Source organism: Pedobacter frigoris (assembly GCF_032678645.1).
In the GTDB taxonomy this organism is placed as follows: Bacteria; Bacteroidota; Bacteroidia; order Sphingobacteriales; family Sphingobacteriaceae; genus Pedobacter; species Pedobacter frigoris_A.
This window is the reverse complement of record NZ_JAVTSP010000008.1, coordinates 79,340-104,316: the sequence shown is the minus strand read 5'-3', so window position 1 is coordinate 104,316 and position 24,977 is coordinate 79,340. Positions and strand designations below refer to the sequence as shown.

Annotated in this window: 17 protein-coding genes; 12 read left to right on the top strand and 5 right to left on the bottom strand. The window is 39.8% G+C overall.

Annotated elements, in window-relative coordinates:
• Positions 1 to 34: 34 nt before the first annotated feature.
• Positions 35 to 2,500, bottom strand: coding sequence for an Ig-like domain-containing protein (locus tag R2Q78_RS20160; RefSeq protein WP_316794362.1), 2,466 nt, complete (start codon positions 2,498 to 2,500; stop codon positions 35 to 37).
• 795 nt (positions 2,501 to 3,295) lie between these two features.
• Positions 3,296 to 3,748: an Lrp/AsnC family transcriptional regulator gene (locus tag R2Q78_RS20155; RefSeq protein ID WP_316794361.1), complete on the bottom strand. Its 453-nt coding sequence runs from the start codon at positions 3,746 to 3,748 to the stop codon at positions 3,296 to 3,298.
• A gap of 115 nt (positions 3,749 to 3,863) precedes the next feature.
• Between R2Q78_RS20155 and rocD the strand changes: the two genes are divergently transcribed.
• From rocD to R2Q78_RS20110, 9 genes are all read left to right on the top strand, one after another.
• A complete protein-coding gene (gene rocD / locus R2Q78_RS20150) occupies positions 3,864 to 5,123 on the top strand; it encodes an ornithine--oxo-acid transaminase (RefSeq protein ID WP_316794360.1) in 1,260 nt (419 codons plus the stop codon).
• Between the two features lie 5 nt (positions 5,124 to 5,128).
• The gene (gene rocF / locus R2Q78_RS20145) at positions 5,129 to 6,097 is read left to right on the top strand and encodes an arginase (RefSeq protein ID WP_316794359.1); all 969 of its coding nucleotides are present in this window, start codon (positions 5,129 to 5,131) and stop codon (positions 6,095 to 6,097) included.
• Positions 6,098 to 6,238: 141 nt separating this feature from the next.
• A complete protein-coding gene (locus R2Q78_RS20140; protein ID WP_316794358.1) occupies positions 6,239 to 6,832 on the top strand; it encodes an RNA polymerase sigma factor in 594 nt (197 codons plus the stop codon).
• 150 nt (positions 6,833 to 6,982) lie between these two features.
• Positions 6,983 to 8,110 carry a FecR family protein gene (locus R2Q78_RS20135; protein WP_316794357.1) on the top strand — a complete coding sequence of 376 codons (1,128 nt, stop codon included), beginning with the start codon at positions 6,983 to 6,985 and terminating at the stop codon, positions 8,108 to 8,110.
• A gap of 317 nt (positions 8,111 to 8,427) precedes the next feature.
• Entirely contained in the window at positions 8,428 to 12,066 is a 3,639-nt protein-coding gene (locus tag R2Q78_RS20130; protein ID WP_316794356.1) for a SusC/RagA family TonB-linked outer membrane protein, read from the top strand.
• A gap of 13 nt (positions 12,067 to 12,079) precedes the next feature.
• Entirely contained in the window at positions 12,080 to 13,540 is a 1,461-nt protein-coding gene (locus R2Q78_RS20125; protein ID WP_316794355.1) for a RagB/SusD family nutrient uptake outer membrane protein, read from the top strand.
• Between the two features lie 16 nt (positions 13,541 to 13,556).
• A complete protein-coding gene (locus tag R2Q78_RS20120; RefSeq protein ID WP_316794354.1) occupies positions 13,557 to 14,945 on the top strand; it encodes a substrate import-associated zinc metallohydrolase lipoprotein in 1,389 nt (462 codons plus the stop codon).
• Between the two features lie 2 nt (positions 14,946 to 14,947).
• Complete coding sequence (locus tag R2Q78_RS20115) at positions 14,948 to 16,408, top strand: DUF4302 domain-containing protein (RefSeq protein WP_316794353.1); 1,461 nt, start codon at positions 14,948 to 14,950, stop codon at positions 16,406 to 16,408.
• 168 nt (positions 16,409 to 16,576) lie between these two features.
• The gene (locus tag R2Q78_RS20110; RefSeq protein ID WP_316794352.1) at positions 16,577 to 17,635 is read left to right on the top strand and encodes a metallophosphoesterase; all 1,059 of its coding nucleotides are present in this window, start codon (positions 16,577 to 16,579) and stop codon (positions 17,633 to 17,635) included.
• 114 nt (positions 17,636 to 17,749) lie between these two features.
• Here R2Q78_RS20110 and R2Q78_RS20105 read toward each other — a convergent pair whose 3' ends face one another.
• Positions 17,750 to 19,726, bottom strand: coding sequence for an FUSC family protein (locus R2Q78_RS20105; protein ID WP_316794351.1), 1,977 nt, complete (start codon positions 19,724 to 19,726; stop codon positions 17,750 to 17,752).
• 104 nt (positions 19,727 to 19,830) lie between these two features.
• On the opposite strand from R2Q78_RS20105, the gene R2Q78_RS20100 reads away from it, so the two are divergent.
• Positions 19,831 to 20,958: a DEAD/DEAH box helicase gene (locus tag R2Q78_RS20100; protein ID WP_316794350.1), complete on the top strand. Its 1,128-nt coding sequence runs from the start codon at positions 19,831 to 19,833 to the stop codon at positions 20,956 to 20,958.
• Between the two features lie 24 nt (positions 20,959 to 20,982).
• Positions 20,983 to 21,303 (top strand): hypothetical protein, encoded by a 321-nt coding sequence (locus tag R2Q78_RS20095; RefSeq protein ID WP_316794349.1) that lies wholly within the window; start codon positions 20,983 to 20,985, stop codon positions 21,301 to 21,303.
• A 71-nt stretch (positions 21,304 to 21,374) separates the two neighbouring features.
• Here R2Q78_RS20095 and R2Q78_RS20090 read toward each other — a convergent pair whose 3' ends face one another.
• Complete coding sequence (locus R2Q78_RS20090; RefSeq protein WP_316794348.1) at positions 21,375 to 22,820, bottom strand: TlpA disulfide reductase family protein; 1,446 nt, start codon at positions 22,818 to 22,820, stop codon at positions 21,375 to 21,377.
• A 276-nt stretch (positions 22,821 to 23,096) separates the two neighbouring features.
• Here R2Q78_RS20090 and R2Q78_RS20085 point away from each other — a divergent pair, with 276 nt between their 5' ends.
• Positions 23,097 to 23,627 (top strand): DUF4833 domain-containing protein, encoded by a 531-nt coding sequence (locus R2Q78_RS20085; RefSeq protein ID WP_316794347.1) that lies wholly within the window; start codon positions 23,097 to 23,099, stop codon positions 23,625 to 23,627.
• Between the two features lie 55 nt (positions 23,628 to 23,682).
• Here the strand turns inward: R2Q78_RS20085 and R2Q78_RS20080 are convergent, their stop codons facing one another.
• Positions 23,683 to 24,909: an FN3 domain-containing metallophosphoesterase family protein gene (locus R2Q78_RS20080; RefSeq protein WP_316794346.1), complete on the bottom strand. Its 1,227-nt coding sequence runs from the start codon at positions 24,907 to 24,909 to the stop codon at positions 23,683 to 23,685.
• Positions 24,910 to 24,977 lie beyond the last annotated feature (68 nt).

The following is a 24,977-nucleotide window of genomic DNA, read 5'->3' as shown; positions in this document are numbered from 1 at the left end:
AAATTGTTTTTAAGAGATTTAATGTTATATGTTATTAATTTGAACTTATGCTTGTTACCGGATGTATCGGTTTAGGATTTATTATGATCGTTGCAGTCCCACTTTGTGATTGAGCACATTGTGTTGAACTGTTGTCTTTTATGCTAATCAGATTGTAATTGAAGGTGCCCGAAGTGGTTGTCGGTATTGTCAGACTAACAGAATTTCCACTAGTTGTTGTAATTGTGGTATTGCTTCCTCCATTTATGTTATAAGTGAAAGTATAAGGTGCAGTTCCTGATGCACCTGTGAATGTGACTGTTGGAGAGGACGTACCCTGACAAACCGTTGTTGTTCCAGATAATGAGGCTGTAGGCAAAGGGTTAATATCTATTACTCTAATTGCAGGGGTGGAACAACCGTTCGAAGTCACAGTGTAAGTGATTATGGTTTGCCCTGCTACAAGCCCGGTTACCAGACCACTGGAATTTATAGTAGCGCTGGTGGGGTTGCTGCTTGCCCAGATTCCTCCGGGAGTTGAATTGGCCAACGTGATTGTATTGCCCACACAAAGTGAAGAATTTCCTGTAATTGAATTTACAATTGGCAAAGCGTTAACTGTAACAGACATAGTTGTGGAGTTTGTACAGGTAGTACCAGGATCAGTTACAGTATAGGTTATAGTTGCAGTTCCTACCGCGATACCGGTAACTGTCCCAGTACCATCTACAGTTGCTTTTGTCTCGTCACTGCTTGTCCAGAGTCCACCGGGTGTCGCATTTGTTAAGGAGGTTGTTTGTCCTAGGCAGACCCCAGCATTTCCGGTGATTGTACCTGCAGAAGGCAATGCGTTTATATTGACGGTAACTTTTGCTCTTGTTCCAACACAAGTGGTTGTATTATTAGTGGCCTCAACATAATAATCCTTAGCTGTTGTTAATGTAGGGGTGGTGTAACTGGTTCCTGTATTAAAGCTTATGCCTCCAGAAGAAACAGTATACCATTTGTAGGTATAATTAGCATCTGGAGATGTTACTGACAATGTTGTTGCTGTCCCGGTACAAATGGCTTTTCCGGGAACTGTTGGTGCAGAAGGTAGCGCATTGACTATAATCTTTACAGGAATTCTTCCTGAGGTCTCTGTACAATTGGTTCTTGTTGCTTCAAGATAAAATATGTTGTCTCCTACTATTAAACTCGATGCTAGAGGGGTGTAGGCTGTAGTTCCGGTATGAACTGCTGTACCTCCAACAGCGGTTTTATACCAATTATAAGTAGTACAATATTGAGTTTCACTAACTGATAAAATAGCTGTATTACCAAAACAAACATCTTTGGAAGCAACTTGGTTACCATCTATTAGAAGTGTAGGTTGTATAATTCTTTTTACGTCATAGATTCTTAAACCAGGTTCTAGCCCAACAGTTGCAACACCACCTATTTTTACCTGCACTCGATCATATGCTCCGTAGCTTGCAGGGACAGCTATCATTAATTCTCTCTTCGTTTCACCTATGGCTGCTCCAGGAAGTAAATTCAATGATAACAGGCCGGTAGAACTACTTGTTAATGGAACTCCAACGGCATTAGGACCGTTGTACAATTGAATGGAAAACCCCGATAAGACCCCTAAATTCAAAAGACCCCCCCCAGGTTTTTCCACAATCATTTTAACAACATCTCCTGGTTGTGCCTGAGTCTTGAAAATGGTTGTATGGTATATTTCGCCAACTAAATTAACACCTGCATTTAATTCGGCAAAGGTTGTCAATAATGGATCAGTGTCAATCGCATAGTATTGACCAGTAACGCTCGCAGTTGCATCTAATACACCTCCGACTAAACCAGCTTTCACTCCGGCTAAAACGTCAATAGGATTATTGCAGGCCGCAGTAGTTAAATCATTCTCTGTTACATAAGCACTGTAAATATTGGCACTTACACCTACGCCAACCACAGAACCAATGTTAACCCATATTCCCTGATATTGTTGAGTTGGCGTAATTGTAAATTCCAATTCACCTACGCCATTGACGAGATTTACAAGTGCTGCGCCGGTAAAGGCGGAACCAACCGCATCAGCCTCCCATCTTGCTCCGACTCCAAAAATACCTGGATTGTAGTTTAGGTTTTTAAATGGTTGAAGTTTTACATTATCTAAGACTCCCAGTATTGATGTCGGGAGTGACATTCTAACTGTAACAGGAGTGTTAGCTGGAATATATGTGGATCCGCTAGTAAATTCTAAGTATTGCGTGGCTTGACTTTGATTTAATACACCTACATCCACAGAAAGAGTGGAGAAAGTTTTTAAATCCCCATCAACCGCTTTTGCTCCATCTGAAATCGTTCCAGGTAATAGGATGCCTAAAAGTGCTTGTCCGTAAAATTCTTGTCTTGTCGAGTACCTCCTTTTTTTAGGAGTACAATCTTGCCCCTTCACATTCTCTACAAGCAACATCACACCAACTACTGTAAACAGCAATATTAAAAGTGATGGATATGGGAGTTTCAGTTTCAAAATGTAGAGCAATTAATAAGTTTTGCGATTTTTCAGTTAAGTTTTTTAAGTAAAAACACACTTCATTGTATCGTTTATCAAACTTATTACAGAAACTTCATTGATTTTTATTCATTACGTTCAGTTTGTGAATACACTAAAGCCTCAGAATCTCAAATAGAAATTCAGATTTTAAAATCGCGGAACAGATAATTGATTGAAAATCAAGAACATTTTTTTGAAAGCCAGAGGTGTTCATTTTGTTCACAAAAAATGTTTTAAACATGATCTGAAATAAAGCAATTTTTGTCTAATTTTCGTCTGCCTAAAATGTACTACATCAATATTAAATACGTTAGGCACTCGAGCGATTTGATCGTTTGACTCCCGATACAACAAATCCTAAAAACCCTGGTGTTTTCCAATAAAATCAGCAGTAACTAAACTCTGTCTCAGGACTACCTGCGCTCTATATACGTTTTGCCTTTATTCCACTAAAGTCTAACACGGGAATCAGTAGGGGGTTACTCGGGAATTAACCGGAACTAAAGTCCCGTAGAACTCCCGATTGATACGCATGATGCGCTAATGTGATATACGTGAGGGTACTGGATAGACTTTATAATAACCAAAACTCTTTGTTTCAGGATTTGTTACAAGGGGTATGACAAAACTTCCCTTACTTGGCATGCTCAAAATTGTCTGTGATCATGTTTCTGACCTGCAGCCCTATGGTTTTTTGATCGGCACCGAAAAGCAAAGGAGCAAGAAGATGGGTGTTATCGATAAAATAAAGGCAATGTTCAGCAGGTAATTTTATAGAATGATATTTCTTTTAAAAGCACATCCAAGTTCCATGATGGAATCAGTTTTCGCAATACCTGCGATGTTGTCAATTTTTTCATAAAGGACTTCTCGCATATGTGTATGGTTTTTAGCGATGATCTTGATGTATAAAGTATAAGTTCCGGTGATATAGTAACATTCCGTTACCTCCGGGATTTTTTTTAGCTCTTCAATGATACGGTTGGAATCATGATCCTTTTCCAGGATCAGGCCAGTGAAAGCACCCCAGTCATAGCCTAGTTTTTTTTCATCAAGCACTGGCCTTATGCCGGTCAAAATACCTTGTTCAGTCAGCCTGCTGACCCTTTGATGGATCATCGTATTGGATACGCCTAATTCAGTAGCTATTGCTGAATAAGCCATTCTGCCATCCTTCTCCAACTGCTTTAAAATCTGTATGTCAAAGTCGTCAAGGTTTTCCATTTATTTAGAAATTAAGTCAATATGTGTTTTTTAACAAAAGTAAAAGTTTAAATTGACTTTTTATAGGTGTTTGTAAAATTAATGTTTAATTTTGAGGCATCTTAAATTGAATGGTATGCAAAAGGAATCTGTAGCGAATCTAACCAAAAGCGAGAAGCTAATTACTAAGGAAAACAGTTACGGCGCTCACAACTATCATCCACTGCCTGTGGTATTGGAAAGGGGCGAGGGCGTTTTCCTATGGGATGTGGATGGAAACCGGTATTTCGACTTTCTGTCGGCCTATTCAGCAGTTAACCAGGGACACTGTCACCCTAGAATTATTGCAGCATTAAAGGCGCAGGCAGAAAAGCTGACTTTAACCTCGAGGGCTTTTTATAATGACAAGCTTGGTGATTTCGAGGAGTTTATGTGTAAGCTGTTCGGTTATAATAAGGCTTTGATTATGAATTCCGGGGTGGAAGCTGTAGAAAGCGCGATGAAACTTTGCAGAAAATGGGCCTATCAGGTGAAAGGTGTTCCTGACGGCCAGGCTAAGATTGTGTTTGCCAGAGGGAATTTTCACGGACGCACAATTTCAGTGATATCCGCGTCGGATGATCAGACCGCCAGAAAAGACTTCGGACCCTTCCTTGACGGTATACTTCAGGTTCCATATAATGATGCAGATGCATTTGAAAATTTGCTGAAGCAGGATCAGCATATTGCCGGGTTTATTGTAGAGCCCATACAAGGCGAAGCTGGTGTAGTAGTGCCTGATGAGGATTATTTGTTGCGCATTCACGATTTGTGTAAAACTTATAATGTGCTTTATATAGCCGATGAAATACAGACTGGTATCGCGAGAACAGGTAGTATGCTGGCTTCTTATGATATCAATACGGGCATCAACAGACCTGACGTACTCATACTTGGTAAAGCGATCTCCGGTGGTGTACTTCCTGTTTCGGCGGTACTGGCCGATGATGAGATCATGCTTTGCATCAAGCCTGGTGAACATGGTTCTACCTACGGTGGGAATCCACTGGCCTGTGCAGTTGCCACAGAAGCAATGCAAGTAGTATTGGACGAAAACCTCGCTTTAAATGCGCTGAAATTAGGCGAACAGCTGCGGGAGGGACTTAGAGATATAGCTGATCGACTGGGTCTGATCAAGACGGTACGTGGAAAGGGATTGCTGACCGCTATTGTCATCGATAGCGAGGAAAACTCTGATCTGGCATGGAACATTTGTATGGAGTTTAAGAAGCTGGGGCTTCTGGCAAAACCTACTCATGGCAATAAAATCCGTCTGGCACCACCGTTGGTGATTACTGAAGAACAGATTAAAGAGAGCTTGAAGATCATTGAAAAGGCGATTTCTAATTTCGCGTAGGGTTTATGAAAAGATCCATTAAAATCATCAAAAACAGGTCTGACATTGGTGCGGGAACAAGGGGTTCAGATATGGGGGTAGACGCTATAGAGATCGCGGCAATTAATAAGGGGAGTCAGTATTTTAACGAGCATCCTTTTATTGAAGTGCAGACGAGGAACGAGTCTGTTTACCGCGCAGATCAGAATGCCTTTGCTAAACGAATTGAAGAGGTAAAAGAACAGTGTGACCGTCTCGCTGCCGTTGTAAGGCAAACATTAACGGACAGCGAGTTCCCTTTGATTTTTTCAGGAGACCATTCTTCGGCCATCGGCAGTATTGCCGGAATCAAAGCCGCGTATCCTGATAAATTACTGGGAGTGATCTGGATTGATGCACATGCAGACCTGCATTCGCCATACACTACTCCTTCAGGAAACCTGCATGGCATGCCCCTTGCTGCTACAATTGGTGAAGATAATTTTCCCTGTAAGCTAAACGAAGTACCTGAGCTTACCAGCATTTACTGGGAGCATCTGAAAAATATTGGGATCAAAGGACCTAAAATTAAGCCTGAGCACCTGATTTATTTTGGTGTGCGTGATACAGAAGAAAGTGAAGACAAACTCATAGAAAATCTCGGGATCAAAAATTATCAGGTTAGCGAAATCAGGCGTAGAGGGATGGATGTATGTGTACAGGAAGCAATTAGTCAATTGTCAGATTGCGACGTTTTGTATATGTCCTTTGATGTAGATAGCATGGACTGTGACCTCATTTCTGACGGTACAGGAACGCCTGTTCCCAAAGGATTTGATCAGCAGGAGATCATCGCCATGACAGAAAAAATAATCAATTCAGGTAAAGTGATCTGTTTTGAAGTGGTTGAGGTTAATCCTCTGCTGGACCATAAAGGTAATCGCATGGCCGAAGTTACCTTTGAGATTCTGGAACAGATTACTCAGCCGATGTTAAATAGCTTAGACATTAACTAAGATTAATTCCCTTTGTCAGAATGATTTAAGAAAGTGCAGTAAATATAGGGCCTTGATGAAGAAACCTAGTGTAGCTGAAGGTTTAGGATGAGGATTATGGCATCTTATCGTTATTTTAGCTATAATTGCCGTGGTTATTATATGTCAATAAATTACTTATACACGGAAGCAGAACTACTTGGCCGGTTAAAACTGGGTGAGGAGCGTGCTTTTGAAGAATTGTATGTGATCTATAGTCCTTTGTTGTATAAGAAGTTGCTTAGGCTTGTTAAAGATGAAGCTATTGCCCAGGAACTTTTGCAGGATTTGTTTGTACGTATATGGGAGAAGCGGAGCCAGATCGATGCTGAAAAATCATTTCGAGCCTACTTGTTCCGGATCACTCAAAATTTGGTAACCGACTTTTATAGAAGAGTGGCCTTTGATAAAAAGATGATTGAAGTGTTTGTCAGGGAATCGACAGAGTATGTATATGCTTTTGAAGATGAATTGCAGGACGAACGTAGGCAGATACTAATGAAAGCGATGGATACCCTTTCGCCAAAGCGGAAAGAGATCTACATGTTGATTAAGCTGGAACGTAAATCTTATGAGGAGGTGGGTGAGCTTTTGGGTATTTCTGTGTCAACAATCAGTGACCATGTTGTAAAAGCTACCAAGACACTAAAAGAATACATCAGCAAAAATGATACGGCACTGATTGCGCTTATCGCCGTAACTTTAACATCCATTTAAATTTATTTTATTTTTTTTTAAGCAGAGCAGAGGGAATTGCTTTTTCATTCGTAATAGCATGAAAACAGAATTTTGGAAACAAAGCGAGAAACCAGCAAACTATTTCAAAAATTTTTAAATAATCAATGCAGCGCTTTAGAAATCGAACAGTTGCTAGAATATTTTCATACCGATAGGATCAGTATGCTCAATGAACTGATTTTAGAGGAGCTGGAAAAACCGGAAGATGCCCTACTGATTTCGGTACCTGTTGAGGTTTATCAGGGGATACAAAACAGGATTCATCACGTAGCGACTGAAAGTGTCTGGAGTCTATGGAATAAATTAGGAATAGCAGCTGCAATGGCTGCGGTTACGCTAGGGGTGTGGTTGTACTATACGGCTCGTTATGCTGGCGAAGGCCGGAATTCCGGAAACGCACAATATGCAATTGACATAAAGCCAGGGGGTAATAAAGCTACGATTACCCTGACAAATGGTGAGGTGATTAATTTAAGTAACGCAAAGACTGGGGTAATGATCGGAGATGGTAAAATAGCATACAATGATGGTCCTGACTCTGGCGGTCGTCATCCTGACCTAGAAGAAGCTGCGAAGCAAATTTTTCTAGAATCCGGGACTAAACGAGCTACCTTACTTACTGCAAGCACCCCACGCGGCGGTACTTATGAATTCACGCTTCCAGATGGTTCAAAAGTGTTTTTGAATGCTGCTACTACGATTAAGTTTCCATCGGCCTTTGATAAATCGGATAGGGTAGTTGAGCTCGTTTCAGGAGAAGCATACTTTGAGGTGGCCAAAGAAAAAAAACGTCCGTTTATTGTGAAAAATGAAAGGCAACAGGTAGAGGTATTGGGTACGCATTTCAATATTAATGCATATGCCGATGAGCCGATCATCCGAACTACATTGCTTGAGGGTAGTGTTAAGGTTAGCAACACTACTGAATCCCTTGTTCAGCAAATACTTCGGCCCGGGCAGCAGTCTATGCTGGCAGGTACCCGGTTAAACGTAGTGGATGTTGATGTTAATACCGTCATTGACTGGAAAAATGGTGAATTTATTTTTGATAATGAATCGTTAGAAAGCTTGATGAGAAAAATTGCAAGATGGTACAATGTCCAAATTGATTACGCGAACGCGGAAGCTAGAAATGTGATCTATTACGGAAGTATCAGTCGCTTCGAAAATGTCTCCAGAGTACTAAGTAAATTCGAGCAAACTGGAGAAGTAACATTTAAAGTGGATAAAAATAAAATTACTGTTTATAAAAGATAGATAACCAAATCATAAACCAACCAAACTAAACAAAAATGAAAAAAGACCATAAAACTTAAGCTCCCCCCTCCATAAAAAACTCAAATACAAAAAAAGAGGTGTTTCCGCACCCCTTTTTTAATGTATCTGTTTTTTAAAGTATTCCTAAAAATATTGGCATATCACTAGGAATTAACCATTGAAATTAACCGTGAATTATGATTAGTGGCGACACTATCGATAATTCCCTTATAAACAAAACAGATTGTCTAATGTATAAAAATTATACCAAAATTCTAAGTAGGCGTTTCGCATACCTACCAAAATTATTGCTTATTATGAAATTGTTAACGGTAATATTGCTTGTTTCCCTGGTTCAGGTAAGTGCTGCGTCTTTTGGACAGTTAGTAACTATAAAAGAAAAAAAGGCAACGCTTGAGAAAGTAATTAAAGAGATTAAACGACAGGCGGGTTACAACGTATTGCTCTCTACGGACAAGATACACAGCCGGTCTATTGTTGACGCAGGATTTAATAATGTCCAGGTAGAGCGGCTGATGGACAAAATACTGCAGGGAAGGGAGCTCACCTATACCATCGAAGATAACACTATTGTAATAAAACCTAAAGAGAAATCAATTATTGACAAAGTAGTTGATTATTTTAAAGCGGCATCAGCTATTAAAATAACGGGTGTTGTAAAAAGTAAAAGTGATGGTTTGCCAATGCCTGGTGTAAATATCACCATTAAAGGAACCAATACTACCGTAATCACAAATGAAAAAGGCGAATATCAGATTACAGCACCGGAAGATGCTGTATTGGTATTTAAGTACCTGGGGCATAAAACCATTGAAATCAGTATAAATGGCAGAATCAGAATAGATACTACGATAGAGGAAGATTCGTCACAGCTAAAGGAGGTAAACATTGTATCTACCGGTTATCAAAATATTGATCGAAAGTTATTTACCGGCTCGGCTACGCAGGTTAAAGCCTCAGATGCAGAACGTAGCGGTGTGCCTGATGTCAGCAGAATGCTAGAAGGGCAGGTAGCAGGAGTTTCGGTGCAAAATGTATCAGGCACATTTGGTGCTGCTCCAAAAATCCGTGTGCGTGGTGCCACTTCAATATCCGGGGATAACAAACCACTTTGGGTTGTAGATGGTATAATTTTGGAAGACGTTGTGAATATTTCCAACGACGCATTATCTACAGGTGATGCAAATACATTAATAGGCTCGTCGGTTGCAGGTTTAAACCCTGATGATATTGAATCTTTTAATATTTTGAAAGATGCCGCTGCAACAGCAATGTATGGCGCACGTGCAATGAATGGTGTAATTGTAGTTACTACCAAAAAAGGTAAGCAATCTTCCGGAGCAGCGCGCATTAATTATACGGGCAATTTTACTACTTATTTAAAACCAAGTTACAACAATTTTGACGTTTTAAATTCTGCAGACCAAATGTCGGTGATGATGGAGATGTCGAATAAAGGTTATTTTCAGCATACTTCTGCTTCAAGAGCGGCTGATGGCGGACCATTCTATAAAATGTATAATGCACTATATGATTATAACCCGGCTACCGATACCTATGCTTTAAAAAATACAGCAATGGATCGTGCTAATTTTTTAAATAGGTATGCAAATGCCAATACAGATTGGTTTGATATATTGTTTAGAAATTCCCTGATGCAAGAGCATTCGATGAGTTTTTCTTCAGGTACAGAAAAATTCCAGACCTACGCTTCGACTTCCTATCTGCATGATAACGGACAAACACTTGGTAACAATGTAGATCGTTTTACGGCTAACCTCAGGACAAACTTTAAATTGAATGACAAGTTTAGCGGAGAATTTATCATTAGCGGCTCTATCCGCGATCAAAGAGCTCCAGGGACATTAACACGGGTAACCGATGCGGTATATGGAACTTTTTCCAGGAGTTTCGACATCAATCCATATTCATATGCCTTAAATTCAAGCAGGGCATTGACACTGTATGACGAAAACGGAAATTTAGATTTTTTTACCAGAAACTACGCACCGTTTAATATTTTAAATGAGCTTAAAAATAACTACCTGGAATTGGGGCAAATCGACTTAAAAGTGCAGGGAGGTTTAAAATATAAAATTATCCCTTCTTTAACTTATTCTATTGATGGTGCATATAGATATGCAAAAACCAGCCGTAAGCATTATATCATGGATCATTCTAATATGGCTATGGCGTTTAGAGCTGCTGAAGATGCAACCACAATTGGAAATAACCCATTTTTATATACCAACCCTGATGACTTGACTCAGTTGCCTGTAGTGGTATTGCCAGAGGGTGGTTTCTATAACCAGACCAATGATGATTTAAAAAATTACTATTTCAGACAGAACCTGGAGTTTGATAAGACAATAAATGATGATCACCGTGTAAATTTCTTTGGCTCAATGGAGGTAAGATACATCGACCGTCAATATTCCAGGTTTGATGGAGTTGGTTATCAATATGACAACGGAGGGATAGTCAATTCAAGTTACCTCTATTTTAAGCAAGGTCAGGAAGGAGCTGCTCCTTATTTTAGCATGCGGTATGGCGCAGATCGTTTTGCTGCTTTTGCAATGAGGGGGGCTTACGCTTATAAAGACAGATATAGCGTTAATGCTACAACCCGCTATGATGGTTCGAACTTAATGGGTGCCAGCCGTTCGGCCAGGTGGTTGCCAACCTGGAACATTTCGGGAGCATGGAATATAGATAATGAAAATTTCTGGGAAGAGAATAATTTTATATCCTCGGCAAGGGTTAGGGCTACCTATGGTTTGGTCGCAAATATTGGTAATGCGGATAATACTGATGCCGTTTTTTACAACAGGCTTAGTCGCAGGCCTTATGCAAATGAAAGTGAAACCCTCACCTATATTTCTGGTTTAGCTAACTCGGAGCTCACCTGGGAAAAACTGAAAGAAGCCAACTTAGGGTTCGATTTAGCCTTTTTAGAAGACAGGATTAACCTGACTGTTGATTTATACCAAAGAAATATTTACGATTTAATTGGCAGCCTTAGGACTTCGGGCATCGGTGGAGAATTTATCAAAACAGCAAATTATGGGAAGATGAAAGGCAATGGTATTGAGCTTACTTTAGGGGCGAATGCCATCAAAGGCCAGGGACTTAATTGGAGGGCCCAATTTAATGTAGCCCATAACAAAAATAAAATTACCGAATTACAAAACACTCCCCGCATCATCGATTTAGTAAGGGATAACGGAGGTTCTATTGTAGGCTATTCGCGTGGAAGTTTGTTCTCTATCCAATTTGCCGGGTTAGACCATAATTATGGCTATCCAACTTTTATTGATGAGAATGGAAATAAAAATCCCTACGTATACTTACAAAGTCAGAATGTTGCTAACCTAAAATATGAAGGCCCAACCGACCCAACCCTTACCGGCGGATTTTACAACAAATTTAGCTATAAGAATTTCAGCTTGTCTGCCTTGTTTACATTTGCAACCGGTAATTACGTTCGTTTATCTCCGGATTTTTCAGCATACTATTCAGATACTTATTCGATGACAAAATCTATGTTGAACAGATGGATGCAGCCGGGTGATGAAGCTTTTACAACGATTCCATCACTTTTAGATCCTTATACTTCGGCAGTAGCTGTGACTGATGCCGGTGGCAATATTATATCTCCCCGTTATCCTTACAATACCTACAATTTTTCGTCAGAAAGGATCGCAAAAGGTGATTTTATAAGATTTAAACAAATATCGTTAAGCTATGAAGTGCCTAAAAAAATAGTATCTAAGTTAGGTGCTTCAAATGCACAGGTTTCTTTTGTCGGCAACAACATTGCACTGCTATATGCTGATAGGAGATTAAATGGTCAGGATCCGGAGTTTTTTGGAAATGGAGGGGTTGCTTTGCCTATTCCCAAACAATATACATTATCATTCAAGGTTGGATTTTAATAAAATATACATCATGAAAATTAATATATTAAAATACATGGCTTTTATCACTGTACTCTCGCTGGTATCGTGCGAAAAATATTTGGATACTGTACCGGATAACCGGACAGAAATCAATTCGGTTGAAAAAGTTGCGCAGTTGCTTGCGACAGCTTATCCTGAGGGCGATTACTATACCTTTGCAGAATCAGCTTCGGACAATGCTGAAGATAAAGGTACTGGCGTGGGCGATCTTGATGAGATTACCGATAAGCCCTATGTTTGGGAAGACGTAATAGGTACAGGCAGAGGAACTACAACGAACTACTGGACCACCTGTTATCAGGCAATTGCTTCAGCGAACCATGCTTTAGAGGCGATTGAAAAAAATAATTTGGGAAATGCAGCTTTACCATATAAAGGCGAGGCTTTGGTGGCAAGAGCGTATGCACACTTTATGCTGGTTACATTTTATGCAAAAGCCTATGTAATTGGGGCTACAAATGATTCGCCAGGTATACCTTACATAACTGAGCCTGAAACTGTGGCTATTAAGCAATATAGCAGAGGTACGGTGGCTTCAAATTACCAGCAAATAGAAAAAGATCTAACCGAAGGTATGGCTCTGCTTTCAGCAGCGGCCTATAAGGTGCCAAAATATCATTTCACACCTGCTGCCGCACGTGCTTTTGCCTCTCGGTTTTATTTGTTTAAAGGCGATTGGCAAAAGGTGGTAGACAATGCATCTTTAATTTCTACAGAAAGCTTTGCAACTATTGTCAGGCCGACAAACAGCACCCTGGCTGCAATGAGCTCTGCCGATGCCAGAGCTGCTTTTACACGCTCCGATCAGAAATACAATTTGTTGCTCATTAATATTTATACGAAATACCATCGCAACACGACACCACGTCATGGATTTGGACAGACTTTGTTCGACATGTTTTCTAATACAGGTAATATTACAGGTAAAAGATTTGCAAATAAGATCAGCGAGTCGGGGAAACCTAATTATTTTTCTTATAAGTATCCTAATTATTTTTATGTGACCAACCAGGTTGCAAACACTGGTATACACTATATGATGTCACCAGCATTAACTACAGATGAGGCTTTATTAAACAGGGCAGAAGCTTATGCCGAACTTGGACAGTACAGTAAAGCGCTTGATGATGTTAACATTATCCTGGCCAATAGTGTATTGGGATATACCAGTACCGATGCTGCAACTTTCCCTAAAATCGCAGGTTACTATGGTACATCAAATCAAAAAGAAGGGGTCATCAAATTGATTTTAGATACTAAAAAGGCACAGTTTATACAAGAAGGGATTAGGTGGTTTGATATTTTACGCCACAGGTTCACAGTAATACATAATGTTTACGATTCGCAAGGAAACCAGACATTTATGGAGTTAAAGGCTGATGATAATAGACGGGTATTCCAGATACCACAAGAAGCCACACTTTCTGGCGTCGCATTGAATCCTAGATAATTTAAAGTTTGATATTATGAAAAGAATTTTTAATCAAATATTTGCAGGATTATTGCTGTTAATTGCAATTGCATCTTGTAAAAAAGAAGATACAGTAAATATAGATCTGAAACAATATGTAGATAACCCTACATCAAATACACCATTAGAGACATGGATACAAACAACTTTTTTGGATCCTTATAATATGGCAGTAGTTTATCGCTATAGTGATTTTTACAAAGACGATGATAAAGTAATAAGTCCGGCAAATCCCGATAAGGTACAACCCCAAATGCAAACCGTGCTGGAAGGATTTATCAATCCATATAAAACTGTTGGCGGAAGTGCATTTATCAAAAGGATGCTGCCAAAGGAATGGGTGCTTTTTGGTTCTGCAGCTTATCAGACAAGTGGAACTGTAATTTTAGCTACTGCTTCTGCAGGCAGAAGGGTTACTCTTTATGATGTAAATAATTTTGATCCGAATAATGCTGACGTTATAACCAGGAAATTGAGGACAATCCACCACGAGTTTACGCATATCTTAAATCAGTTGGTGCCAATGCCTACCGATTTTCAGACCATTACTAAAGCTACATACAATGCAGGTTGGTCGAGCGTTGCTGATGTAACAGCACGTGATAATGGCTACGTGTCCCCTTATGCTACAGACCAGCCAGGTGAGGACTTTGCGGAAACGGTTTCTCACTTATTGGTACTTGGGCAAGCCTGGTTTGACGCACGTGCAAATGCGGCGACGGCAATAGGTAGGGCAGCTCTAAAAGCTAAAGAGGCAAGTGTTGAACAATATTTCACCATTAACCTGGGTGTTGATTTCAGAGCATTGCAGAGAGAGGTTCAAAATGTGGTCAGAAATACTTACAAATTGCAGACAGCAGGCTTGCCTTATTGGTTCGGACAGAATTTGTTTAAAACAATGACCATCAATTTGGAAGATCCTATTTATACATCAAATCCGATGTCCGATAGTTTTACAACTGCTTACAACAATTTTAAAGCGGCTGTTCTAGCTCAGAGTTCATCTGCGAAACACCACCTGGATTATGTGCAGTTTAGGTTTGAATCTACTACCGCGCTGACAGTGAGGGCTGCTTACACACCTGCAGCGGGCGGTACGCAACTGTTTGCCGATTATACATTTTCTTATACCATAAATGCCACAACAGGAGCTGTTACCTTTGTAAAAATTGCCCAGTCCGGCACCACAGGCAACTATGCAAATGCGGCTTTATTTACGGCTGGTTTTACGAGTTCAATCCAAGTTTATTTAACCGGAAAAACATTTATTGTGAACTGGATGCCTGCTACAATCGATAATGCAAACTATAATAAATTTGGAGGCATGTATGTAAGTGGCACGTCAGCAAATTACTTTTTTGGGTCATTAGGTCAAGCGTTATAATTATGAGAAAATTATTTTATTTATTTATGGCTTGCTTAGGTTTTGCAGGTTGTACAAAAGATTCTTTCGTTGCTAATTTTGGTCAAAAGCCAGAAGAAAGAATGGCTGCTTCGATAGCAGAAGTTAATGCAGTTTTGACGTCGGCCCCAAATGGCTGGGTTGCTACTTTGTCAACGCTTGATGGTGGAGGCTACGGATTTTACATGAATTTTGGTGCCAACCAGGAAGTGACTATGTATGGAGATTTGAATGACAATACCTCGTCGGCACTTGGAAAATCGACATTTAGAGTTAAAACAGGACTAGGTGCAGATCTGGTTTTTGATACTTATAATTACATTTCAATGTTAGCTGACCCCAACCCATCGTCTTTTGGTGGCGTTAGAGGTACTGGGTATAAAAGTGATGTAGAGTTTACTTATCAAAGAACTAACGGTGACAGCATTATTTTCATAGGAAGAGCTTATCGTCAGCCATTGGTTTTATTGAAAGCTACTGTCGCTGAAAAGACAATTTACAGCACAGTTGATGGTTATAAAACAGCGATTAACAAGGTTAAGAATTTCTTTGAAACCATAAGTAACCCCTATATCGAAGTGGTTTCTGGCAGTTCTACACAAAAGGTGGCACTAAGTATTGATGTTTCCAATTCCCTAACCGCGGGAAAGAGAACTATTTTCGCAAGCGTATCTGGCGATGGAAAAACAATAAGTTCGGTAACACAGAAATATGCTTTTAATGCAGAAGGTATAACGGTGGTAAACGGAGGTCTGGTTTGGGGAAATATTACTTTTGTAAGCTTTAAATGGAAAGATGCGGCCACTATGGCCGTTTACGATGCTACAGGTAAAGAGTATATTATAAAATCTTCTCTTGTTGCCATATTACCCTTACCTAATTTTCTGGATAGTTTCGGTTTAGATACCGACAACAAAGCTTATTACTCTATTACTGTTTTAGATGCCAGTAAGTCAACCAATTTCCAGGCGATATGGGATGCTATTGCCGCGGAGTATAGCATTTATTCAACAACCCCGGTATCTTTCATTCAGCTTGTTTGGCAAGCGACTGGCGGCGATAATGTATTGCAGGTGAGAGTGTATACGAATGCAACAAGCTATCTTAGAATGAACTTTGGGGTGAGTTTGGATGCAAATGGTGTGACCATATTCAGGTACATAAGTTCATCGTCCAGCAACACTGTCAGAGGAAGATTTACCAAGCTGGAGAAATTTTTCACAGGTACTTATCCTGCCAGTACCTTTACTTCTGGTGGTACCATCTATAATATACCTGCTGATCCAAATCCCGGTTCGCAACCTAAATTTGTTTGGTCCTGGAAAGATTCCCGCTACTTAAGCAATGGTTTGGGCGGTATGTTCGTTATGGATAACAGTGGTGAGAAGACAGGAGTTTCCCTGATTGGTAAGGTGGGCAGAGGTACTGCTCACACCTCATGGTAAGAAATTTGTAATTCGACCTAAGGGAGAAATCTATGTCTCAGTACGATCACTTTAGATTTCTCCCGGGTCGGGTACACGCGGGAATACTAGATTTAAACTATAAATTTCAGATATATGTTCAGTTTTTTAAAGGTCACATTTTTGACATCTATTCTTTGTTCTGCAACGATGAGCCACGCACAAGAGCATGAAAACCTAATAGATGGTCCTTACGTGTTATATCAGGGAGATACTATCCTTGTAAAGGAAACGAAATTAAGTACTGATGGGAAGACCACAGTTTATTCGCACAGCATTCATAAAAGTGAAAGAAAGAACTTACTGTTAAATATCAGGTTTTCAAATGACAGCACCAAGAATTTCAAAGTTAGACTTAGAGATCAGATCGCAAACGAAATGTCCATATGGGAACAACCAAAAAAAATGTTTGTCATTTCAGATGTCGAAGGCGAGTTTGATGCTTTTAGAAATTTGTTGTTGGCTAATAAAGTCATCAATGAAAAATATGAATGGATTTTTGGGACAGGACATTTGGTTTTGTGCGGCGATTTATTTGACCGTGGAATGGATGTTACGGCTACGTTATGGTTGTTGTATAAGCTTGAGGACCAAGCCAGAGAAAAAGGTGGGTATGTACATACCATTTTAGGTAATCATGACATGATGAACATGGCCGGTGATTTACGTTATTTGGAGAAAAAGTATTTAAAAAATGCTGAGGCCATGGGATTATCTTATTTGGATCTTTTTACTGAAAATACTGAATTGGGAAGATGGTTGCGAAGTAAAAACCTGATCGAGAAAATTGGGGAAAACTTATGCCTTCATGCAGGTATTTCAGTAGAAATTGCAAAAATGGGGTTAGATGTAGAACAGCTGAATAAAATTTCAAGACCTTATTATGGTTGGAAAAATCTGAAAAACGCAGTCTCTAACGACACGATAAGGAGTATCTACAGTGGAACCATTGGTCTGTTTTGGTATAGGGGCTATTTTGTAGAGCCATTGATTGAAGAAAGTGCTATAGATCACATTCTGCGCCAATTTGAGGCTAAGCGTATTATAGTGGGGCATACCATACTCAAAGGAAATGTAGCTTTTCATTTTAAAGGAAAAGTCTTAGCCGTCGATGTGAATCAACATAAAGGCGACCACCAGGCTGTTTTGTATACATATAAGAAATGGTACAAATTAAATTTGACTGGAAATAAAACATTATTAAAATAAAGCATCCTTATTCCTGATCCACCCATGCTTTTTGTCAGTATACACTAAAAGATCTCTGGATTGATATTCCAGCACCTTATAAATGTTGTTCATAGTTTTTCAATCCGGATTTTCCTAGTCTTGCTGATTTCGTCTCAATTCCATTAAAAGAGATTCGAGCTGGAGTATCCGATCTCGCGAATACTGAAAGTCAGGAAGATTCCGCTTTTTTCCTATCATCAATGACAGACCAATAAGGAGCGAATTCGTACGGTAGGCCAGTGCCTGGAACTCAAACAGCCTGTCAAAATCTGTCTTTTTTCTCCCTGGCTCAGTTTGTAGCTGATGAAAGGCTTCAGAAAAAGTGGCTAAAGAAATGTGCGCTTTCTTACGATCCAGGCGCATACTGAAAAGATCAACTTTATCCGCTTCCAGACCTGACTTTATGGTTTCGAGGTATGCGGTGTTGCTTTCCACTACAGCATCTTTTAAACTAATGATTCCCTTGCTTTGTCTGACAGGGACAGCAAACCACCCTAAAAGCGCAAGCAAGGCTCCGAGCAACGTAAATAAGGCTCTGCTACTAAATAATTCCAGGCTGGCACCCTCAAATGTAAGTAAAGACACCAGTACGGCTATGGTAACAAACAAAACACTTACCAAATAATTAGGCCTGTTAAAAAGAAAGAAACCAAATAAACTAATGACGACTATGCTTAGCAGAACTGCTTTATTGCCCAGCAGCAATAAAATAAACATGCTGATGATCAAACCAAGAATTGTTCCGACGATGCGTTGGTAATTTCGTCTTTGGGTAACTGCATAGGTGGGCCTGGCTACAATGACTATAGTAAGCAATAACCAATATGAATATTTTGCCTGAAAGATTAAGAAACCAAATATGGCACTTATTCCAAATAGCATCGCCAGGCGAATTGAAAAGCGAAAAACAGGCGATTTAAATGTCAGTTGAGTCCTGATTGTGCTCCATCTTACACTGACACCGGGAATAAATTTGGTATAGTCAAAAACTGAGTCTTCAGATTCCGGCAGGGACTGGATGACTTCAAGTGTTTTTAAACTGAAGATTTTCTCTATGATTTCATTGATATTTCGGGTAGTCGCTTTCAGGATTTTTCCTGGTTCAGCCTTATGCCTATCCGATGATTGTGCTAATTCTGCCAAGTGAAGGCGAATGGAAGCCTCTAAAATTTGTTCTTTCTTGTGGTATTTTTTTAGAGGCAGATGAAGTGCATCAATAAGTTCAGCCATGAGCATGATGATTTTTCTAATCGGACTTAATGATGATTCGGCATCTAAATCCTGACGAATATGATCGTAATCATGATCAATTGCTGTTAGCAGTTCATAAAGATCAATCACACGATAGGTATGCTGCAGCAAATGTTGTCCTTTAGAATTATCTGATCTGAGCAGACTTTCTTCCCGCAACAATAAAGACCTTACATGTTCCTGTTGCTCGCTCACGATAACATGAAGCTTGCTGATTTTTCTATAAATGTCAACTATTGCGATGTCTTTACCGTAAAAGTCAGCTTTTGCACGCAGCAGGGTTGCCATTCCACTATAGCTTTCCTTCATGGCATAGTATAGAGAACGCTGAGGAAGTATGTAGGATTGAATGATGCTGATTAAAAAGTACCATAATGTGCCGCATGCGATGTATAAACTACAGTCGAAAGCCTTGCCCGGTTGCAGTCCAATCGTAAAACAGATTAAAATCAGCGTGAGCACACCAACATTGGCAATGCGTGTTCCCAACGAAAATAACATCCCGCAACTAAAAGCAGCAACTATCAGCCATATCGTGAGCACCCATGGATTAGTCAAGACTACTTCTGTTACCAATGCTGAAACAAAGAAAAATGAAATGCACCAGCTGGCAGACTGCAATTTATCCGCACGGATACCTGGAAGATCTGTTAAAGATGATAAGAGCGCGCCTACGCTAGTCGCGATTGCTACTTTTGTATCTCCTCCTAAGATTACTATAGAAAATCCAGGAACAAAGGTTGCAAATGTATTTCGGAGCGCATCGCCGGTGTGTTCTCTGCGAATAAAATTTAAACAACCATTAAGGAAAGCTTGCATGCTGCAAAATTATGTATAATTAAGCCGCTGGGGTAGTTTTTTATAAGAAAAACACAAAAGTATATCAGTCCATAATCTTTCTGTATTTTTGTAAAAAAAACACTATGTCTTTCGAATCCTTAGGTTTGTCTATTCCATTATTAAAAGCACTGTCAGATCAGTATTTTACACTGCCTACGCCTGTTCAGGAAGCTGCTATACCGGTTATATTAGATGGAAAAGACGTTTTGGGAATTGCAAAGACGGGATCAGGTAAAACAGCAGCCTATGTATTGCCGCTGCTGATGAGCCTTCAGGCAAAGCCAGGTATCAAAAACCGACACGTTGATATCCTTGTTCTCGTACCCACCAGGGAACTGGCTGAGCAGGTTAAAGAAGTGTTCAAGAAATTTAGCCAGGGCTTACCCCAACCGGTAAAAACACTGGCAGTATATGGTGGTGTCTCTATTAACCCACAAATGATGGCGATGCAGGGTGTAAATGTGCTGATTGCTACACCTGGGCGACTGCTGGAATTGGTAGCCGCCAATTCCGTCCATTTATCAACCATTCAAACGCTGGTATTGGATGAGGCGGATAAAATGCTTAACCTGGGCTTTCAGGAAGAAGTCAATAAGATCATAGCGCAATTGCCTGAGCAGCGTCAGAACCTCTTATTCTCTGCTACATTGAGTGCAGATATTCAGCATATTCATCAGGTATTGTTGCGTGAGCCCCTCATTGTTCAGATTGAGGCGGAAGAAGAATCACTGGATCTGATTAAGCAGGTAGCCTACCTAGTTTCAACGGAGAAAAAAGGGCCTTATCTGCGTCATCTGATCGAACATCACCAGATGAAACAGGTGTTGATTTTTGCTTCTTCCGTTCATCAGGTGGATGCCATTGTGCATAAACTTCTCAAACATAAAATCGACGCCAGGGCGATCCATAGTAAAAAGAGCCAGGGATCAAGAACAGAATCCCTGGCCCATTTCAAGTCGGGCAAGCTCAGGGTGCTGGTTGCTACGGATCTCATGGCCAGAGGTATTGACATCAATGACCTTCCTTTTGTGGTCAATTACGAATTGCCCAGATCTCCAAAGGATTATGTGCACCGTATAGGCCGTACCGGACGGGCTGCGGCTACCGGAGAGGCGATATCGTTGGTCAATGAAAGCGAGCTGCATCACTTTGAGGTGATCCAAAAAAAGATGGGCAAGAAGATAGAGCTGATTGACATCGAGCGATTATAGAAAAAACTGTACCTTCGCGACAATATGGCTTACACAAAAGAAAGAAAAAAGCTGGAAAAGCTTTCTGAAAAAACTACAGATCTTCAGAACTATGATGGCAAAAGCTTAGCTGTCATAACAGATATATATGAACAATATTCTCATACTGCGAGAATATTGAAAAACAAAGATACCGAACTGTTTAATGATCTTTACCTGAATGAATTGCAACAAGTAAAAGAAAGCAAAAGAGTACTTAAAGTAACTGAGGAAGAAGACGACCGTCAGGCTAATTTCATCAAATACAAAGGAACTTTGTTGGATGCTTTAAACAAAACCGTTCAGGCAATCGATTCCAACCCATAGCTCTTCCTACCTTAGAGTGTAGATTCTTTCCAGATATCGACTATAAGTGTAAATACGCTGAAAAATGCCTGTTACTTATCGTTTAGTAAAAAATCTATCTTATCACTGAACTGCTGCACCATTTCGGACTCATTAGCCGAGCTGTTGGCAAAGAAGCGGATTTGCCCGTTTTTATCAATAAAAATCGTGGTTGGCAATGCATTGATATTATACTTTTCAGCGATCTGATCAGTATCATAGTAGGAAGAAAAAGTATATTTTCTGGATGTTAAAAAATCTGACATTTTCTGATGCTTTTGTTTGAAATAATTAATCACATCCTCTTTAGGATTGCCCAATTCTTCCCGGTTAATGGCTAAGACTAATACCTTGGGATTAGATTTGTATTTATCAGATATTTTCTGAAAACCAGGAAATGCAGCAATACAAGGACTACACCAGGTAGCCCAAAAATCCAAAACGACAACCTTACCTTTCATATCCGCGAGGGAAAAATAATCACCATTTGCCTTTTTTATTCGGAAAGGCGCAGCGGGCTGGTTTATGCTGCTTAATTTCAGTGTTTCGCTTTTCTTTTTATCTGCCTGATTCTTCAGATCATTTATAATTGTTGATATTTCTGTCGCAGACTTCCCTAAATGCAGTAAGGAAGTGTTTAAGGATTGGTCTATCTTATCGTTCCAATAACCGGATTTTGCCAACGAAACTGACAATTCAGAAACCTTTTGATATTTTTTTGTTTTCAATAAGATATCCAGGTAGCTTTCTCTAACTGGATTATTAGCGTTTGGTTCCATACTATACAACGTGTCGTACACAATAACTGCTTCCTCTAAGCGACCTGCCTTTTCAAGTCCCCTGGCGTAAATAGAGTTTGTCATCATATTTAACCTCTTTTTGTCGGCCATGTCTAATGATTTTAGTGCCTCCTCAGGGGTATTGCGGATAATGTCGAGCTCTTTCTTGCATAATGAAAGAGCCAGTTCAATATCCTGATCATTTTCAATCATGCTTTGTGCTATTGAATGATAAAATATAGGGTGGTTTGGATCAGAAGAAACTACAAAAGCAATGGCTTTTTGATATTCTTTCTGGTTAACGTATAGATTCACAAGTCCCGACATAAGCATTTGTTTTGCAGGTGCTGGCATTTCCGGGAAATCTTTTAAAATCAAAGGAATTTCTGAAATGATTACATCCTTGTTTCCAGTCATAATTTTACCAAATCTGATTTCAAAGGCCAACTTTCCTTTTTTGTTGTAATGAGCTGCATTTTTGGAAATCTCCTGCATTATATCCTCAAACCTTGTTTGCCGGGCCCACATATAGCTGTAGTACACCAGATCTTCATTGTTAATATGCTTTTTGTATGCCGTGCTGATTGCTGCTTTTAAGTTTTCTAGCTTGCCATTTTTATATAGCTCCATCCATTGATGTTCATATTCCTTTTCAGTCTGGGCCGAAGCATTTATCCATACCGACAACAGTACGAAGAGCATTAAAATTCCTTTTTTCATTTGGATATCTGTTTATATTATTGATTTGTGAGTGGGTTATTGAAAGTACTTTGAATTACAAAGTTAAATGTATTTATTTTAAAACCAAATATTTATAAAAAAGAAGAAATGCTGTCTGATGTATTATCAGGCATTAAGATCCCATCCGGATGGGATGAGAACAATATTTATGATGGTTAAATTATATTTGTTTTGTGAAGCATGCTTATCTTTGTCGGTATATCTTGAGAGATAATGGTACAGATAAATTTTCGCGTTTTAGCCTTTGGGCTGCTTATGGCGTTTCAGCTGCTTATTGTTCAGGCCTTCGGCCAGACGGCAGATAAGAGCGATCCTTCGCCATTAAAATTTCCTACACCTAAGGGAATTGCCAATCAGCTATTTTATTTACAAAGAGATCCGAATATAAACACCATTATATGCGAACTAAATGCGGATAAAAATGGAGTGGTGGATAAAAAAGATCCTATCCTGGTTTATTGGATGAGGTATGGTGACAAGGGAGAAAAACAGGATTTGAGTTATATACAACGTAAGTTTGCTTACGGTATTCAGACCAAGGAGCTAGCTAAGGACCAGTATGAACTAAGGTTTGTTTCTCATAAGAAATTACCGATGTATCTGCAGCGTGGTGACGATAAAAAGTTCCATGTATATGTGACGGTAAACCAGAAGAAATTACAAATAGAAAGGATTTTTGTGAGAATAGAAGGCGGTTCTTTTTGGCTCCCTAACGTAAAGTATGTGGAGATAAAGGGGGTGAATACAGCGAATGATGCTATTGTTGTAGAGCGTATTAAAGTATAAATATTTTTACCGGATCCTGCTGTTCGGCTGAATCCGGTAAAAATAAATTTGGTGATTAAGCTTTCAAGCTGTATTTACCTACCTCAGTACCATCGTCTTTCAGCATGGTAAGATTGAGTGTCTTTTGATCCGCTTTTACCTTGATCAGTGTACGGTTGCCATCTCTTGGACCACCACCGATAATGATTGGATAAGGGTGCTCTGCAGAGGGTGGCCAAACGCCAAATTTGTGGGTATGTCCTGAAATAACAATATCAACTTTATGCTTTGCGAAAATTGGAGCAAACAGCTCACGTACATGTAGCGGTCCGTGTGCATCGCCGGAATGGAAATGCGGTATGTGCATCATGACCACACGGAATTTTGCGCGTTTGAATGCACTTGAGGTCATCACTTCTTCCAACCATTTTGCCTGTTCCATGCGGTAATCATCAAAATCAACAATTCCTGCATAGACCGGATGGCTGTCTTCTTTGTCTTCACCTGTATCCAGTACTACATTGAAAACTGGTCCCCACTGGTAAGCAAAATAGCCTTTGCCATCTTTATTGGAAAAATAATCAGCAAGTTCACGGCAGAATTTGCCCCTGGTTTCATGATTGCCCCTCACAAACATAAATGGTTTTGTGCTGGCAAAGGCAGAAGGGGTAAGCATATGATCTATGATCTGCTGCTCATCTGTCTGGTAATCAAATAAATCTCCGTTGTAGAAAACATAATCATAATTGTCTGTTCCGTTAAGTTTCATCAGGTGAGGAATAGATTCAGGCCTGTCATGAATGTCGTTCATGATCAGCCATTCTACAGTCTCCGGATTTAGTTTTGGAGTAGTAAAGGAATAAGTATCGCTGGTAATGGTTTCACCATATTTCAACGCGTAGGGTTTGAAATCTACGATTTCTTTGGCCACCACGCGGTAGCTATATTGAGTTCCGGGTTTCAGATTTTTAAGCGCTACTTTATTGATGCGATTGTGGGCATCAACAAGTCCGGCTGTAACCTGATGTGCTTTTTGGTTCAGGTTGTTGCCTTCACCGTACTCTACCCAGCTGTAGCAAAGCTTGTTGGTTATCCACCTGATAGTCATTCCGTCTGGTGCAGGTACCTGAAGATAAGGTTTAGTCAGGAAAATATGCCCTTCTGCTGGCTTGGCCGTGAGGTGTTGAAGTACTTCAGCAGAACTGCTGCCAGGTAAAAATGCGGCAAGTGAGCCCAGAATTCCGGCTTTAGAGATGTTCCCTAAAAACGCTCTGCGGGGCAATGCATTTAATTCTTGTTCCATAAAAACAGTTTCATTTTGGTTTGTGGCTAAAGTTTAGCTTTTATAAACTTTACTGCAAGTTACAAATA

Bases quoted from the DNA above. Each gene is read 5' to 3' on its own strand.
- R2Q78_RS20155 (WP_316794361.1), bottom strand. From the start codon at position 3,748: ATGGAAAACCTTGACGACTTTGACATACAGATTTTAAAGCAGTTGGAG.
- rocD (WP_316794360.1), top strand. From the start codon at position 3,864: ATGCAAAAGGAATCTGTAGCGAATCTAACCAAAAGCGAGAAGCTAATT.
- rocF (WP_316794359.1), top strand. From the start codon at position 5,129: ATGAAAAGATCCATTAAAATCATCAAAAACAGGTCTGACATTGGTGCG.
- R2Q78_RS20140 (WP_316794358.1), top strand. From the start codon at position 6,239: ATGTCAATAAATTACTTATACACGGAAGCAGAACTACTTGGCCGGTTA.
- R2Q78_RS20130 (WP_316794356.1), top strand. From the start codon at position 8,428: ATGAAATTGTTAACGGTAATATTGCTTGTTTCCCTGGTTCAGGTAAGT.
- R2Q78_RS20125 (WP_316794355.1), top strand. From the start codon at position 12,080: ATGAAAATTAATATATTAAAATACATGGCTTTTATCACTGTACTCTCG.
- R2Q78_RS20120 (WP_316794354.1), top strand. From the start codon at position 13,557: ATGAAAAGAATTTTTAATCAAATATTTGCAGGATTATTGCTGTTAATT.
- R2Q78_RS20115 (WP_316794353.1), top strand. From the start codon at position 14,948: ATGAGAAAATTATTTTATTTATTTATGGCTTGCTTAGGTTTTGCAGGT.
- R2Q78_RS20110 (WP_316794352.1), top strand. From the start codon at position 16,577: ATGAGCCACGCACAAGAGCATGAAAACCTAATAGATGGTCCTTACGTG.
- R2Q78_RS20105 (WP_316794351.1), bottom strand. From the start codon at position 19,726: ATGCAAGCTTTCCTTAATGGTTGTTTAAATTTTATTCGCAGAGAACAC.
- R2Q78_RS20100 (WP_316794350.1), top strand. From the start codon at position 19,831: ATGTCTTTCGAATCCTTAGGTTTGTCTATTCCATTATTAAAAGCACTG.
- R2Q78_RS20095 (WP_316794349.1), top strand. From the start codon at position 20,983: ATGGCTTACACAAAAGAAAGAAAAAAGCTGGAAAAGCTTTCTGAAAAA.
- R2Q78_RS20090 (WP_316794348.1), bottom strand. From the start codon at position 22,820: ATGAAAAAAGGAATTTTAATGCTCTTCGTACTGTTGTCGGTATGGATA.
- R2Q78_RS20085 (WP_316794347.1), top strand. From the start codon at position 23,097: ATGGCGTTTCAGCTGCTTATTGTTCAGGCCTTCGGCCAGACGGCAGAT.
- R2Q78_RS20080 (WP_316794346.1), bottom strand. From the start codon at position 24,909: ATGGAACAAGAATTAAATGCATTGCCCCGCAGAGCGTTTTTAGGGAAC.